The sequence below is a fragment of the Arthrobacter sp. NPDC093125 genome (genome assembly GCF_044754225.1).
Classification (GTDB): domain Bacteria; phylum Actinomycetota; class Actinomycetes; order Actinomycetales; family Micrococcaceae; genus Arthrobacter.
This window is the reverse complement of the sequence record NZ_JBIVOQ010000002.1, coordinates 526,809-541,320: the sequence shown is the minus strand read 5'-3', so window position 1 is coordinate 541,320 and position 14,512 is coordinate 526,809. Positions and strand designations below refer to the sequence as shown.

Here is a 14,512-nt window from a genome sequence, read left to right as displayed (position 1 = left end):
GTCCTCTCTTCCTAAGCCGTGGACTGCTCATGCTGCCCCAACCGTACTTTTCGCAGGATCGGTCACCCTTTTAGACCGTCGCGATTCGATGACGGCTGAGGTGCACATCAAGGCAGAGTAGCTGAGCAGCAGGACCACAGCGGTGCCGACCCCCCAAATACGCTGTTCGCCAGTCAGCCACAGGTTGACGTAGCCAAGCAGTGGAATGCTGTACAACACGACACCGCGGATTTGCCCCGTTTTGACGGGCGCTTCATCAGGTGCCGGGTTAGCATCGCCTTGGGTTACGAAAGTGGTGTCTCCTCCCAGTGAATGCGATACCGCGACAATCCGGTGGGTGACAACCTCGGGCTCACCTGAACGGATCTGGTAGGTAATAGCGTCACCGGTTTTGAGGGTTGCAGGTTCTACGGGTTTGGTGACGACGAGGCTGCCGGGTGGCATGCTGGGGCGCATCGACCCGGTGAGGACCGTGTACGGAGTGGAGCCGGTGAGTTTCGGTACGGCAATGGTCGCCGCCAGCAGGGCCAGCATCGTCAGCAGCAACACCCAGGAGGCAACCTGCCGCAGCCACCATCCGACGCCGGTTACGTTCGATTCGGCACCCCGTTTCCCCTCGCTCACAATCTCTGATCCCCCCTGAAGGTGAAGCTAATGGATGTAGTGCCTGAGGCGGCCGCGACGGGTGCGTCCGGGCCAAGGGCAATCTCGATACAAAGTGTTTCCGAAACTGACGGCGTCAGCGCCCTGCCTGAGAATGCAGGTGCTGAATTGAGCGGGATCTGATTGACCAGAGGCTCTCCTGCAGGAGGAGTCTCACCGCAGTCACTGGCAACAGTTACTGTTAGCAGGAGTGCGGCTGACAGTTCTTGATCAGCGGCGCTTTCCGCTGTTGTGGCAACTGAAGCCAATCCGTACTTCATATCCGTGCTCCCGCCGTTGCTAATGGTCAGTGGTGCGCGAACGGATTGTCCCGGAGCCAGATTGACGGCGTTGAGCGCGTCGAAAACGTAGGCTTCTGGATCTCCGCCCGCCAGCAGCACAAGGCTGCCGGTGGGGAGGGTTCCAGCATCGACTACGGCCTCGTCACTCCAAAAAGCTCCGGTGGTGCTCATCGTGGTCATTGCGACGAGCACTACCGTCCCCACGAGCGTGAGCCATAGTCTGCTTTTCATCGAACTTATAGTCCAGGGCGGCTAGATAGCGTTACTTCTGCTGAAGCGTAAAGGCCAAGGCTTTGGTCAGGTCTACGTTCAGGTTCTGATCCTGCGTGGAGGCAGTGCCGAGCGGGAAGTTGACGGTGATGGTCACCGGGATGGTGTACGTCTTCTCATCCGCGAACGTGAGCACGTTGTTCGCCTCGGTCAGGTCGTCGTCTGGTGAAACGCCAAGTCCGTTAACCCCGTCCTCGTCAATATTCATCGTGACAAGCAGCTCCTCCGGAACCACCGTCTCCGAGGGATCTACGTCATTAGTGACCTCAGCCGCCAAGGTCTCGGGAACTGCAAGCACTGCCTTCAGATTCTCACCTTCAGCCTTAACCGTCACGGTAGTTGTGTAGGTGATACTGTCGCCCGGCACGATCTGAAAAGTTTCAGGATCGATCGGTACTAGGGGAGCGGCTGTTTCGGTCCACTTGCCTTCAGCAGCCGACAGGCTGAGCTGACCGGTCGATACCGTACTGGCGTCTACTGTGGCGGAGTCCCGCCAGGTCGCGAATGTGCCGGCTCCGCCCAGAAGCAGCATGCCTGCTGCGCCGGCGGCGATGGCGCCCTTTATTGCTTTATTCATGTGAAGTCCCCCCGGGGCTCTCTTTGATGAGTCGGTGGGCTGGCTGCCCTAGGGAAGACTTTGTCGACACAGCGTCAAGAAGTCACCATGGATTCTCCAAGGTTTCCATCAAGATTGGCGGAACTGCACCGTTGCATAGGCACGTGAAGCAGCGCCTCGCCTTTGCAGGTGTCCTAGGAGAGCGGGGCGTCTTCGGCCGGCAGCGTCATGGTGAATGTGGTCCCGGCTCCGGGTTTGCTTTGGCAGGTGATATTGCCGCCGTGGCGTTCCACGATGGTCTTGGTGATGGAAAGGCCCAGGCCCACTCCGGGGATTGCCGCCTGGCGGGCAGCTTGGGTGCGGAAGAACCGCGTGAAGATCCGGGACGCTTCCTCTTCGCTGATGCCCATCCCCGTGTCCTGGACCTCCAGCTGCACCCAGTCCTCGCCGGTGCGGGCGCTGACGGTTACCTCGCCGCCGTCGGGCGAGTATTTGATGGCGTTGGATACGAGGTTGTCCAGGGCCTGCGAGATGCGAAGGGGATCCGCGTTCGCCCAGAGGGGTGCCGGAACGTCCGTGTGAAGAGAGACATGGGACGCGTCGGCCTGTGCCTGAGCCGATCCTATGGTTGTCTGAACCAGACCGGCCAAATCAGTCCGCCGTGGGTGGACCGCCAGCACCGTCGAAGCTGAGACGAGCAAGTCAGAGACCAGCTCGAGGAGTCGTTCGGCATTGCGCTGTACAACTTCCAGTCGCTGTGCTGCTGCTGCTGACAGGGCATCCGCCTCGTCCAGCACCAGGTCAACATTGCCCAAGATCGACATCAGCGGGCTTCGGAATTCATGGGAGACGTTGGAGATCAGCTCTTCTTTGCCAGACAGGGCCTCAACAAGTCCCGTCACATCGGTATAAACGATGACAGCGCCGCTGAACCCGCCGTCGTCGTTCTGAATGATCCGCGCCGCCGTCGAAACGGCGCGGCGGGAACTGCCCTCACCGAGCCACACCAAATAGTCGGCAAAGGTTTCACCCGCGATGGCCCGGTTAATCGGGCGCTTATCCTCGGGCAGCGGGGTGACTTTATCCTGCCCAAACATGAGCTGCAGCGATTCCTGGTTTTCCGTGACTGACCCGGCGGGGGAAGCAGCCTGCTGGAACACCTTTTGTTGATCGTTGACGAGCACTTTACGGCCTTCAGCGTCAACGGCGACAATGCCGACGTCAATAGTGTCCAGGATGGTTTTGAGGAGCTTTTCGCGACTCCTGCTCTGAATGAGCAGCTCGCGGAGTTCCGCATCCTTTATTTCCAGCCGCCGGCGCTGAATGCGAACGCTGGCGCTCGCGAACCGTATTGCCAGTGAAACTGCGAGCATCATCAGCGGAAGCAGAATTGCCGTGGCAACGTCCGATGGTGAAATGTTGGGAAACTTCTGCAGTACTGACGGCGCTGTGATGAGCAGGGTCCCGAAGAAGCTGAGGAAGATTGAGGTGCGGGCGTACGACCCGGAGGCAGAGAGCCAGATGACAGGAAAGATGGCCAGCACTCCAAGCCCCGGCACTGCCGGAACGGCGCCGTTGCGGGCCAGCCCGATGACCACCAGATCCAGAATCGGGATGACGAGATAGGCGTTGGCCGGAAGCCGCTCCCACGGAATCACAAAACAGGCTAGGAACAAGGCGCCCATCAGGATAATGGAGGCGATAAAGACGGGGCTTTCAATAAGCGTGGGCCAGATGGCAGGCGCAGCAATAGCCATCGCAGCAAGAATAAGCGTTACCGGAAGCTGGCAGAGGGCAACCTGCACTCTTCGCTGAAGCCGTCTGAAAAAGCGGTCGGTGTCACCGACCAGTACATGTTCACCCACCGGAGCACCCGCCCTTGGGGTGGACTATTGCAACGCGAGACCGTATTTCTTTGTACCCACCCATGGTGCCATTATGCACACCAATTCACCTGTGTTTGCAGTGCCTGCTGGCTTCCGGTTCCTTCCCTGCAACGACTTCTGCGGGTTCCTTGCAAAAGATATGCAGAATTACGGTCTCTGGACACTTAGACGTTGTAGCCTAGGTAATCTGGTACTGCTTACCGCATTGCGCTGGGTGATGCGGTGGTTTTACCTGATATGGGGTAGTCGTGGGCGAACTTGGCGTGGCCGTGGTGATTGAGGACGACGACGACGTCCGCAATCTGCTTGGCGCGGTTCTTCAGCAGGCTGGCTTCGAGGTGCACTCGGCAGCCACGGGACGTGATGGGGTTGACGTAGCGCGTCAACACCGGGTCAATGTGATCACACTTGACGTAGGTCTTCCGGACATCGACGGTTTCGAGGTCCTGCGCAGAATCAGACAGTTCAGCGACGCGTACGTCGTCATGCTTACTGGCAGGGACGAGGAGCTGGACACGATAACCGCGCTGCAGGGCGGCGCCGATGACTACATCACCAAGCCGTTCCGGCCGCGAGAACTTCGGGCGCGGATTCAGGCGATGATGCGACGGCCCCGGCAGGGCCCCTCCGAGGAGGCTGAGCCGCCGGTGCTGCGGACCGGCGGAGCCGGCGGAACCGGAACCATACGGCGGGGCAAGGTGCTCCAGCACAACGGTCTGGCCCTCGACACGGAGACCCGGACGGTTGCACTTCGGGGCATGCCAGTCGGCCTGACCAGGAGCGAGTTCGACCTCCTGCAGGAACTGCTGAAGGGGAATGGGGCTGTACGCACCCGCGCTGACCTGGTCCGCGTGGTCCGCGGAGAGTTCTACGGCGAGGACACCTACATCAGCGAAGCGGACGAGCGGGCAGTCGAGGTGCACATCGGCAACCTGCGCCGCAAGCTCCGCGAGGATCCTGCCAATCCGCGGTGGCTCGTTACGGTACGCGGCGTAGGGTACCGGCTGGCTCCTAAGCAGGCCGAGTAGCTCTCCGCGTCTGTTGGTGGTAGCTCTGTCTTGGTGACTGGGCTTCAGCGTCCGTGGCGCAGGTAGGTCTTCTTCAACGCAGTGACGGTGTCGTGGCCGGTCTGTGCGACCACCGGCAGCAAGCTTCGCACCGCGGGGAGGTCGCCTGCCCTGATCAGGCGCTCCAGTTCCACGGCCAGGCTGGCGAGCTGTAACCCGCCAACCATAAACGCGGAATTCTTCAGGCTCAGGACCGCGTCCATCGCGAGCTCGGAATCGTTGTTCCGGACTGATTGCTCCAGGTATCCCTGCCGCTTGTCCCAGATACCGATATAGTCCTTGGCGAACGCACGGGCCACGCCGCTGCCGCCCATGTCCTCCGCCAGCTCCTGAAGGACCTTGAGGTCCAGGATGGGGAGGCCCTGCGGCTGTTCCGGCTCGTCATCTGTGGCCCCGGCCTCCGGCAGGCAGACGCCTTGAGCGCCGCCGTCGCCTGTGCTGGAACCTGAAGTGGACATGAGTTAAGGCTACTTTCTGACCTTGTGAAAAAGCTGATCTACCTTGGATCCTGTGGAAACCCTGCGGCTTCCTTGTGTTGCGTGGGAACCCTGCGGAATCCGGGGCCTACTGACCGCTAAACGTCTCGATTGTGTTGATGACTGCGGGGCCGAGGATGGCAATGAAGAGCACCGGGAAGATGAAGAACAGCAGCGGGAAGAGGATCATGACCGGCAGCTTCATGGCCTTCTCTTCCGCGCGCTGCCGGCGCTTGACGCGCATCACCTTCGCCTGGACCCTCAGGACGCGGCTGATGGCGATTCCGTAGGTATCGGCCTGCACCACTGCCTGGACGAAGCTGCGCAGCTCTGGAACGTTTGTGCGCTCGGCCAGGGCCAGGTACGACTCCCGCCGGCTGCGGCCTACCTGCATGTCCTGCAGCGTCCGGACCAGTTCCTCCGCCAGCGGGCCCTTGCCGTTCTCGCCTGCCCGGGCCATGGCTCCTTCGAAGCCGAGGCCGGCTTCCACGGAAATGAGCATCTGGTCCAGGGTGTTGGCGAGCTCCAGCTGCATGGCCTTCTGCCGCTCCTGCCCCTTGCTGTAGAGCAGCAGATCGGGAATGAAGTAGCCAAGGAACAGGATGAACAGGCCCACGAGCTTGATGATCGGCGTCGTGGCGATGGAACTGAGCCATAGCCCGACGAGGCCGCCCACGAGACCCAGGGCAGGCTTGGCTGCGAGGACGCGGCCCAGTGGAAGGTTTGCCGGGCGGCCGGCGAGGGAGAGCAGATGGTCGAGCTTCTGCACGTAGGCCGTGGGGGTGAGCCGGCGGCCGATCTTCTCAAGGGTGCCGAGGCTGGTTTTCTTCTCCACTTCTTCGGCACGGTGCGCGCCCCTGGACAGGATTTCGCGGGCAACTGCCTGGCCTTTTTTATCCGCGGAGAGCAGGGACCAGGCGAGGTAGGCAAGCGGCAGGCAGACCAGGAGGAGGGAAAGGAGAATCATCGCGTTCACGGCAGCCTCAGAACTTCAGGTCAATGATCTTGCGCATCCACAGACCGCCGATGGTCATCAGGATGATCGAGGCAACGATCATGACCCAGCCGAGCGGGTGCGTGAACATCTTGTCCATGTAGCCCGGGCTGACAAGCGTCAGCATGGCTACGATGCCGATGGGGAGTGCCATGAGGATGTAGGCGGAGAACTTGCCCTCGGCGGCCAGGGCTTTGATGTGTCCTTTGATCTCGTTGCGTTCGCGGATGGTCTCGTTGACCTGGTCCAGGACTTCGGCCAGGTTGCCGCCCACCTCGCGATTGATCTGGATGGCCTGGGAGATCCAGACGAAGTCCTCGTTCTGCATGCGCTCCGCGGTGTCGTTGAGTGACACGAGCAAGTCCCGGCCGAGGCTGGTCTCCGAAACGACCCGGCGCATTTCCTCGGAGGTAGGAGCCTGCGATTCGTTGGCTGCGGCATCAATGGCCCGCAGGATGCTGTGCCCGGCACGAAGGCTGCCGGACAGCAATTGCAGGGTATCGCCTAGCTGGTCACCGAACTTCGTCCGCCTTTTGCCCGTGAGGAAGCCAAGTACCAGGTGGCCAGCGAAGGGCGCCGCGATGACCAGGAGGACGGCCAGCAAGGGTCCGGCGACGACGAGACCCATCATTGCCCCCACGAAGGCTCCGATGATCACCAGGAGCAGGAAGTCTGCCTGGCTCAGGCGCAGCCCGGCGTTTTCGAGGGTCTCACGGTTGAAGTAGCGGAAGTTGCGCTTCCCAAGGAAGCGCTCAATTCCCTGAACTGCTGATCCTGCGAAGCGCGTCAGCTGCGAATCTGATTCGGTGCGGAATGGCCGACGCCGGTCCAACGGCACTGTCGGGGTACGCGGGATCATCACCGCCACGCCAGCAAGGACGATGGCGGCAATCACCAGGATGATGCCAAGGGTCAGGACCATGAATGTTACTGCTTTCCGTTCGAGGCCAGGGGGGCGCCGAAGACGGCAGCCGAGACGTGGATGCCCATATCCTCAAAGCGGTCGATGAACCGCGGACGGATGCCTGTGGGAACGGGAGAGCCCAGGAACTTCCCGTGCTGGTCCACGCCCGCCGAATAGTCGAAGACGAAGGCGTCCTGGAGCGTGACGATGTCGCCCTCCATGCCTTGGACCTCGGTCACGTGCGTAATGCGCCGGGTGCCGTCCCGGAGACGGGAGATCTGGATGATGAGGTTCACGGCCGAGGCGATCTGCTCGCGGATGGCCCGCAGCGGCAGGTCCATTCCGGCCATGAGGACCAAGGTCTCCAAACGGGCCACGGCGTCCCGGGGCGAGTTGGAGTGGACGGTGGACAGCGAACCGTCGTGGCCCGTGTTCATCGCTTGGAGCATATCGAGGGATTCTCCGCCACGGACCTCGCCCACCACGATGCGGTCAGGCCGCATACGGAGCGAGTTCCGGAGCAGTTCGCGGATGGTGACCTCGCCCTTGCCCTCGGTGTTCGGGGGCCGGCTTTCCAGACGTACCACGTGCTCCTGCTGGATCTGGAGTTCCACCGCGTCCTCGATGGTCACGATGCGCTCGTTGCCCGGAAGGAACGACGAAAGCACGTTGAGCAACGTGGTCTTACCCGTTCCTGTACCACCCGAGACGATGATGTTCAGCTTGGCCTTGACGCAGGCGTTGAGGAGTTCTGCCATTTCCGGAGTGAGGGTTCCGAAGTCGATGAGGTTCTTAACCGTCAGGGGCACCTTGCTAAATTTACGGATCGTAAGCGAGGAACCGCCCACGGCCAGCGGAGGGATTACGGCGTTGACACGGGAGCCGTCCTCCAAGCGGGCGTCAACCAACGGAGACGACTCGTCGATGCGCCGTCCCACCTTGGACACGATGCGCTCAATGACCTTGCGCAGGTGCTCCTCCGAGCTGAACCGGGATTCGGTCAGGGTCAGTTGGCCCTTGCGCTCCACGTATATCTGGTCCATCCGGTTGACCATGATTTCGGTGACTGCTGCATCATCTAGAAGCCGCTGCAGCGGACCGTAGCCGAGCACGTCATCGGCCACGTCCGCGACAAGACGTGAGCGTTCCTCAGCAGTCAGCGGAACCTGCTCGGCATCGATGATGCGGCTGAGCTCCTCCCGGGCGGTGCTACGCAGCTCATTTTCCGTGATGGCGGAGTCGTTGAATCGCGCTCCCATCCGTTCAAACAGCGCAGTTGCCGCCCGTTGTTTCATGGCGGCGAAGGCATCCACCGGCTGCTGGGCTTTGGGCTTGATGGCTTCCTTAAGCACAGCCGACGGCTGTGCTGGCTTAGCTGCCGTTTCCTGCCGGGCCGGCTTCGGCTGGCCGGAGTCACGCCGCACTGCGGGGGCAGTTGCCATGGCATCTGTGCGCGCCTCGGGAAGGTTCCTCCCGGTCCGGGGCCGGAGAGGAGCCACCGCGGGAGGCGGGGCGGCGGCAACTGCGGCTGCCACCGCCACTGGGGCGACAGCAGCAGGCTGGGACTTCGCCTGGGCGGCCTGAATGCGTTCGGACAGCTTCATTTAGATCACCACCCTTCGGTGACTTTGGCGTGCGCCCTTGGCTTGGCCGGCGGGGCTGAACCGTTCCACGAGCTGGTCCAGGCCTTTGACTGCCGGATCCTTCTTGGCTTCCTGAAGGACCGGAACACCGCGGTTGGTGGAAAAGGCGACGGCACGGGAACGCGGGACACTGACATCGACAGGAGCACCGATTGTGGATTCAACGTCCTGAACAGAGAGTCCGCATTTTGGGTCCGCCATGTTGAGGACTACGTGCCTTCCCTCGGGCAAAATGTCGAGTTGGCGGAGGATGTCCAGGCCGGAACGCAGGCCGCGAACGCTAGGAATGTCCATGGCGCTGACCCAAACTACGTCAGTGCAGGCCTCCATGGCGGCAAGTCCTATCTCCGGCAGGCCGGGTGCGGTGTCTACTACTACATATTGGAATTCTTCCGCCAGCTGCTCGAGCAGACGGGTGACCTGTTCAGGTGCGATGTGGTCGGCTTCAACTGGGTTATCCGGTGCGCACAGGGCATAGATGCTCGAAGGGTGAACCGTGAGGAACGCCTTGAGCACAAGGGTGTCCTCGCTGGCCGCGGGGGACACTGCATCGGTTACAGTGTGCTCCGGGTTCAGGTAGAGTCCGGACGCGACGTCGCCGAACTGTAAGTCAAGGTCCACTACCACAACGCTCATTGGAGCAACCTTGCCCAGACCGACCGCGAGGTTGGTGGCGATGGTGGTCTTACCCACTCCGCCTTTGGGGGAGAAGACGCCGATCACCCGCCCCTTGCTGCTATGCGATTGCTGCGGCTGTCCCATCCGGTGGCGGCTGGCGAACGACTGGCAGGCGCGCTCCAGCAGCACACGCAACTGGTCGGGGTCGGCGGACGGGCTGAGGATGTCGCGGACGCCGGCGCGCATGGCCTGCAGGATGAGCTCCGGGTCAGGCTCGCTGACCAGGAGGACAGTCAGTTCCGGCACCTGGACGTCGAGCACTGTGGCTAGGCGTAGAGCCTCGTCAATGGGCACATCCGGGCCGAGGATGAGGACTTCCGGCTGCTCTTGGTTCAACTGGGCAAACAGGTCGTAGGGGCCAGCCGGCAAGACGTTCGTGAAGAACGTCTGGACCCCGCCTTGCAGCCCACCAGCCACTGCCTGCCGCAGGCGGCTGTCAAAGTCCGCGTTCGGAGTGATCAGGACAAAGCGGCTCACTTGTAAACCTCACTCCGCTGGATGATCCGGGGACCGCTGTCCTTGGCGTTGGTGGGCTCCTTGCTGAGCCACATCTTGGCGTATTCGGCGGCGAAAACGATCTTGGCTGCATCGACATCGCTGACGGCGACGGTGAGCATGAGCGACCCCACGGGAAGGGTGGTATCCCGGGGATCGGCTGCATTGAGGTCAGTGCTGGCGGTGGCTGTCGGAGCCGGGGCGGCAGTGGGGGCCGCTTCCGGCGCTCGCTGAACGGCCGTTACGAGGGCCTTGCGCACGGTCAGTTTGGTGGTTTCCTTGTCTGCCCTGTCCTCAAGTCCGCCTTCATCCATCGAGACGAATACACCGACGTGGTCACCAGGAGCCAGTCGGCCGCCGACGACGCGGTCCGGTTCCAGCTTGAAGGAGACCTCCTGCAGGCCAGCGGGCACTTTCACCGAGCCCTGCGTCTTTAGCTCCTCAGGTGCGACCAGGCGTTCTGCCACGAGTTGCTCTCCCGGCACCAGATCGACGGCGGCCACCTTACCCTTGGAACCGTCGAGTGACTTGAGCGAAGAGTCGGTGACTGCAGTGCCCGGCAGCTGTTCGGTCGTCACAGCAGCCGTCATGGATTCGACAGGAGTACCGGCCGGAATGGCCGTCTTCACGACCAGCACCGCTACAGGCTCAAGGTCCTTGACGGCTCGCTGGTCCGCGCCCTGGGCGTAGGAGATGACCAACATCGCACCGACGATGGCGAGGACCGCCGCTGCCGCTCCTGCCAACAACCGAGACTTCACGAACTGCTCCTGGGGTTTTTGAATCAATGGATTTGCACTGACTAGCTGGTTAATTCCACGACTGTGGCGCCGTAAGGGCTGACCGGACCAAGCTTGTAGCCGTCCGTAAGCGAAACGTACTTGACGAACTGGCCGATGATGCCCCGACACTCACCCTTACACTCCAAGTTTTTGTCTCCCCCAGCTGGAACGTTGTTGTACACCAGAGGTAACTTGTCCACGCCGCTGAACTTCCAGCCCTGAACACTGAAAGATGCGAAAGCCAACAGATCGTAGGAGGCCCCGGAACCGGTTCCGCTGACGTCTTCGTAAACGGGTAGCAAGATGGTGACACTTTTCCCGGAGCCAAGATCAGCGGCCCATTTGTTCAGAATTGCATCGCAATTCGAGGGACCGTCGTTGCCGGTGTCGCTGCCGCTCTGGTTGACAGCCAGGTTGACGTAGCCGCCGCACTGACCGGTGCTTTGAACGATCCAGGCGAAGCCGCCCGGGACTGTTTTACCAGCGGGACCCAAGTTGCAGTCCGTGTTGGCATTGGAGTTATGATTCTGCAGCAACTGAGGTGCGCCGTTTACCATGCCCGAAACCTGGCAAACTGAGAAGGCTAATGGGAATGGCGTGGTGCCCTCAAGGGGACTTCCCCATCGCACGCTTGACGTGGCTAACACTTCTGCGTTTGGGATTCCGAGGACTCCGGCAAAGAAAAGGGACACACTGTTTGTGGTGCCTCCCGCTTCTTTCGCGCCGGCCGTTACTTCGACGGTGCGGTTGAGCTTATCGAGGGTAATGGACTTCACGTTGCTGAGGCTATCCACGGCGTTTTTATTTGCCAGGTCCGCTGCCAGGGGCGAGGTGGGAGAGCATTCGGGGTCGCTTTCGTTCTTCGCGCACTTTTGCGCCAGCATGAATGCCGCCGAATCCGACCCGTTTTGCAGTTGGGCCCGCTCAGAGTAAAGCAGTGCGATGTCAAGGGAGATAGCAGCGAAGCCGAGTAGCACCACCATCAGAATTGCGACGATAACAGCAATTCCGCCACGTTCCTTGTCTTTAGGAGCCGCTAGCCGCCGCACAGCATGGTTCCTTTTCCCGACATGGCGAATGGACCGGCTATGCCGGTCATCGTGGTAAGCGTGTAGTTAATAGTCACGGTCATCTGCGCGCCGACAGTGCAGTTCGCTGTGCTAAAGGTGATGTTGTCATCCGTCAGAACTGGGTTGAGCTGGGTCGCCGCGTTCTTTGCGGCAGTCCGGGCGGCCGCCTGGCTGTTATTGATCGCCATGCTGCGGACACCTTCTCGCGCGGCATTGGTCAACGTTGTCTGTGCGTTGTAAGCCCTGCCAAATTCCATGATTCCGAGCAGGATCAGGACAAGTACAGGGGCTAGGAGTGCAAACTCGACCGCGGTTGCACCACGCTCGGATGCCCTCGACATGCGGAGCCTCTCAGTGATTGGTTTAGCAATCGGCGGCGGTTCGTAAACCGCCGCCGAAGGCTTTTGCCGTTGGCTAATTACGCTTTGCAGGCCTTTGCGACCGCATCCCACTTCGGCGTCGTCGGGCTGCCGATCTGGCACTTAACCCCTTGGAACATGTCAGTCAGGCTGCCACCGAGGGCGGTTACTGCGACGATGATGGCAACGGCGATCAGGGCAACCATGATTCCGTATTCAACGGCGGTAGCACCCTTTTCATTGCGGTGGAGGCGGGCATAGATGTTGGTATAAAGAGCAAGCACTTTGAACTCCTGAGCGAGTGAAGGGAAGCTGGTCCGTCACCAGCTCTGTAAATAGAATGCAACGAGTTTTCCCTCAGTAGTACGCAATTTGCCAGTTCCTGCGCCAAGCTTTCCCAAGCTGTGCATTTCCTGCGGTTACACTGCGTCAACCTTGCATGTGCTACCTTTCCAGCACACAAAAGGACCCCCTCGGTGCTGGGATCCGAGGGGGTCCGGTCTTTGCGCGGCCGCCGACTAGTTGGGCAGCTTGGTGCTAGAGGAAGTAGTCAGCCGCTGAATATCGAGATGATGCTCATGACTGTCGGCCCGAGGACCACGATGAACAGCGTGGGCAGGATGAAGAAGATGAGCGGGAACAGCATCTTCACCGGCATCTTCATCGCGTGTTCCTCGGCACGTTGCTTCCTCTTGATGCGCATGTCGCTCGCCTGTGCCTTGAGAACGCCTGCGATAGCCACCCCGTATGCGTCTGCCTGGACAACTGCCCGTATGAAGCTGCGCACGTCCGGCACATCTACACGCTCTGACATAGCGAGGTAAGCGTCCTTGCGGGAAAGACCCACCTGGATGTCCTGCAGCGTCCGGACCAGCTCCTCAGCCATCGGTCCCGAGCCGTTCGCTCCGGCCCGTCCCATCGCCGCTTCAAACCCCAAACCCGCCTGGACGGAAATGAGCATCTGGTCCAGTGCCGTCGGCAGCTCCAGTCGTATCGCGGCCCGGCGTTTCTGAGCACGGTTGCGCACCAGCAGATCCGGGGTGAAGTAACACATTGCCGTGATACCCAGCAGCGCGAGGAAGCGGGGAGCCGAAGGGGATCCCGCAAAATACAGATAACCGATCACCGCACCGGCAATAGCCAGGAGGGGCTTGACCATGATGAGCCTGGCCAGAGGCCACTCCTTCGGACGACCCGCACCCGCCAGCTGTTTGTCCAGCCAACCGGCGTAGCCCTTCGGCATGATTCGCTGGCTTGCCAACACGAGTCTTTCGTTGGCGCTGAGCGAGGGACCCTTGGCCTTGGAGGTCCTGCCTAGGTTGGCTTGAACGTTGCGAAGGCCGGCTCGGTCGCCAGTGAAGGCAAACCACGTCATGACCGTAAGCGGCGCGATCACGGCCAGAATCGCTGCATAAGCAGGAGGTTGCATAACGATGGCTCCTTTCTAGAATTTCGGTTTGACGATGCTTTTGAGCCAGCAGCCGCCCGCTGTCAGCAGCACGGCGGCGGCCGCGATCATGAGGTAGCCGGGGAGGGTGCTGGTAAAAACGCGGGAGTACATGTCGTTGAGCAGGGTGAGTCCGATGAACATCACGATCGGCAGTGCCATGAGGACGATGGCGGACATCCGCCCCTCCGCGCTCAAGGCGCGAACCTGGCCCCGCAGCTGATTACGGTCACGGACCGTATCGCCGAGGTGGTCCAGCACTTCGGCCAGATCGCCGCCCACCTCGCGGTGAATCTCGATGGCCTGGGAAATGGCGAGGAAGTCCTCGCTTCTGGTTCGGCTGGCAACGTCAGTCAGTGACTCACCGAGATCGCGGCCAATCCTGGTCTCGTTGACGATCCGGCTCAGTTCCTCCGACATGGGCGGTTGGCTTTCCTGGGCGGCCGCGTCCACAGCCCGCAGCAGACTATGCCCGGCACGCAGGCCTCCGGCAAACATCTGGAGAGTGTCCGGCACCTGCTGATCAAACTGGCCCCGGCGTCGGCTAGCCAGCAGATTCAGCAGAAGATGGAGGGCCAAGGGCGTCAGCAGGGTCGCCATGACCGCAGCGAAGAATCCGCCGAGGAAGAAGCCGACGACCGCAAACGTCAGCGTCATGATGCCAGCCGTGAGCAGGTAATCGCCCGGATCTTTCTTAAGCCCGCATTCGTCCAACCGGTCCCGGCTCAGCAGCCCCGGACCTCGCTTCTTTATGCCCCTGTCCAAAGCTCCGACAGCGTGGTCTGTCATCCGGCTCAGCATCGACTTTTGTGCGGGTGCATCGGGCTGCCGCCGCGAGAGCGGCAGAGCCGACTGTGATTTCAGCACCACCCCGAAGAGGAGAAAGATGGCCAAATAGACCAGAACGAGGCCGGCAACGAAAATGCCGGTGTCGCCCACGC

Annotated in this window: 16 protein-coding genes and 1 pseudogene; 1 reads left to right on the top strand and 16 read right to left on the bottom strand. The window is 61.2% G+C overall.

The genetic code is table 11. The features are described from left to right. Positions 1-27 precede the first annotated feature (27 nt). The 4 genes from ACIP9X_RS06975 to ACIP9X_RS06960 form a co-directional block, all read right to left on the bottom strand. Positions 28-624, bottom strand: coding sequence for a signal peptidase I (locus tag ACIP9X_RS06975; protein WP_400478994.1), 597 nt, complete (start codon positions 622-624; stop codon positions 28-30). Beyond that, positions 621-1,175: a hypothetical protein gene (locus ACIP9X_RS06970; RefSeq protein WP_400478993.1), complete on the bottom strand. Its 555-nt coding sequence runs from the start codon at positions 1,173-1,175 to the stop codon at positions 621-623. Before ACIP9X_RS06970 ends, ACIP9X_RS06975 begins: the two co-directional genes overlap by 4 nt. 31 nt (positions 1,176-1,206) lie before the next feature. After that, on the bottom strand, positions 1,207-1,791 hold the full coding sequence (locus tag ACIP9X_RS06965; RefSeq protein WP_400478992.1) for an alternate-type signal peptide domain-containing protein: 585 nt from the start codon (positions 1,789-1,791) through the stop codon (positions 1,207-1,209). A 173-nt stretch (positions 1,792-1,964) separates the two neighbouring features. Then, a complete protein-coding gene (locus tag ACIP9X_RS06960; protein WP_400478991.1) occupies positions 1,965-3,527 on the bottom strand; it encodes an ATP-binding protein in 1,563 nt (520 codons plus the stop codon). Positions 3,528-3,904: 377 nt separating this feature from the next. Between ACIP9X_RS06960 and ACIP9X_RS06955 the strand changes: the two genes are divergently transcribed. Continuing rightward, complete coding sequence (locus ACIP9X_RS06955) at positions 3,905-4,684, top strand: response regulator transcription factor (protein WP_400478990.1); 780 nt, start codon at positions 3,905-3,907, stop codon at positions 4,682-4,684. Positions 4,685-4,728: 44 nt separating this feature from the next. Here ACIP9X_RS06955 and ACIP9X_RS06950 read toward each other — a convergent pair whose 3' ends face one another. The 12 genes and pseudogenes from ACIP9X_RS06950 to ACIP9X_RS06895 all read right to left on the bottom strand — a co-directional run bounded on the left by ACIP9X_RS06950 (position 4,729) and on the right by ACIP9X_RS06895 (position 14,510). After that, entirely contained in the window at positions 4,729-5,181 is a 453-nt protein-coding gene (locus tag ACIP9X_RS06950; protein WP_400478989.1) for an Hpt domain-containing protein, read from the bottom strand. Between the two features lie 106 nt (positions 5,182-5,287). Then, positions 5,288-6,175, bottom strand: a complete 888-nt coding sequence (locus ACIP9X_RS06945; protein ID WP_400478988.1) for a type II secretion system F family protein — start codon at positions 6,173-6,175, stop codon at positions 5,288-5,290. A gap of 7 nt (positions 6,176-6,182) precedes the next feature. Beyond that, the gene (locus ACIP9X_RS06940) at positions 6,183-7,115 is read right to left on the bottom strand and encodes a type II secretion system F family protein (RefSeq protein WP_400478987.1); all 933 of its coding nucleotides are present in this window, start codon (positions 7,113-7,115) and stop codon (positions 6,183-6,185) included. Between the two features lie 5 nt (positions 7,116-7,120). Continuing rightward, entirely contained in the window at positions 7,121-8,701 is a 1,581-nt protein-coding gene (locus tag ACIP9X_RS06935; protein WP_400478986.1) for a CpaF family protein, read from the bottom strand. Then, positions 8,702-9,895 (bottom strand): CpaE family protein, encoded by a 1,194-nt coding sequence (locus tag ACIP9X_RS06930; RefSeq protein WP_400478985.1) that lies wholly within the window; start codon positions 9,893-9,895, stop codon positions 8,702-8,704. It lies immediately after the preceding gene. After that, on the bottom strand, positions 9,892-10,674 hold the full coding sequence (locus tag ACIP9X_RS06925) for a Flp pilus assembly protein CpaB (RefSeq protein ID WP_400478984.1): 783 nt from the start codon (positions 10,672-10,674) through the stop codon (positions 9,892-9,894). Before ACIP9X_RS06925 ends, ACIP9X_RS06930 begins: the two co-directional genes overlap by 4 nt. 41 nt (positions 10,675-10,715) lie before the next feature. Next, positions 10,716-11,744, bottom strand: a complete 1,029-nt coding sequence (locus ACIP9X_RS06920; protein WP_400478983.1) for a pilus assembly protein TadG-related protein — start codon at positions 11,742-11,744, stop codon at positions 10,716-10,718. Next, entirely contained in the window at positions 11,732-11,953 is a 222-nt protein-coding gene (locus ACIP9X_RS06915; protein ID WP_400479057.1) for a hypothetical protein, read from the bottom strand. The genes ACIP9X_RS06920 and ACIP9X_RS06915 overlap by 13 nt, the downstream gene beginning before the upstream one ends. 15 nt (positions 11,954-11,968) lie before the next feature. Continuing rightward, positions 11,969-12,106, bottom strand: a pseudogene (locus ACIP9X_RS06910) (TadE/TadG family type IV pilus assembly protein); the annotation flags it as partial. 77 nt (positions 12,107-12,183) lie between these two features. Further along, positions 12,184-12,408, bottom strand: coding sequence for a Flp family type IVb pilin (locus ACIP9X_RS06905; protein WP_400478982.1), 225 nt, complete (start codon positions 12,406-12,408; stop codon positions 12,184-12,186). Positions 12,409-12,674: 266 nt separating this feature from the next. Beyond that, on the bottom strand, positions 12,675-13,553 hold the full coding sequence (locus tag ACIP9X_RS06900; RefSeq protein WP_400478981.1) for a type II secretion system F family protein: 879 nt from the start codon (positions 13,551-13,553) through the stop codon (positions 12,675-12,677). Between the two features lie 15 nt (positions 13,554-13,568). Beyond that, positions 13,569-14,510, bottom strand: a complete 942-nt coding sequence (locus ACIP9X_RS06895; RefSeq protein WP_400478980.1) for a type II secretion system F family protein — start codon at positions 14,508-14,510, stop codon at positions 13,569-13,571. Positions 14,511-14,512: the final 2 nt, after the last annotated feature.

Coding starts and splice junctions, on each gene's coding strand:
- ACIP9X_RS06970 (WP_400478993.1), bottom strand. CDS start 1,175: ATGAAAAGCAGACTATGGCTCACGCTCGTGGGGACGGTAGTGCTCGTC.
- ACIP9X_RS06965 (WP_400478992.1), bottom strand. CDS start 1,791: ATGAATAAAGCAATAAAGGGCGCCATCGCCGCCGGCGCAGCAGGCATG.
- ACIP9X_RS06960 (WP_400478991.1), bottom strand. CDS start 3,527: ATGGCTATTGCTGCGCCTGCCATCTGGCCCACGCTTATTGAAAGCCCC.
- ACIP9X_RS06950 (WP_400478989.1), bottom strand. CDS start 5,181: ATGTCCACTTCAGGTTCCAGCACAGGCGACGGCGGCGCTCAAGGCGTC.
- ACIP9X_RS06940 (WP_400478987.1), bottom strand. CDS start 7,115: ATGGTCCTGACCCTTGGCATCATCCTGGTGATTGCCGCCATCGTCCTT.
- ACIP9X_RS06935 (WP_400478986.1), bottom strand. CDS start 8,701: ATGAAGCTGTCCGAACGCATTCAGGCCGCCCAGGCGAAGTCCCAGCCT.
- ACIP9X_RS06915 (WP_400479057.1), bottom strand. CDS start 11,953: ATGGCGATCAATAACAGCCAGGCGGCCGCCCGGACTGCCGCAAAGAAC.
- ACIP9X_RS06900 (WP_400478981.1), bottom strand. CDS start 13,553: ATGCAACCTCCTGCTTATGCAGCGATTCTGGCCGTGATCGCGCCGCTT.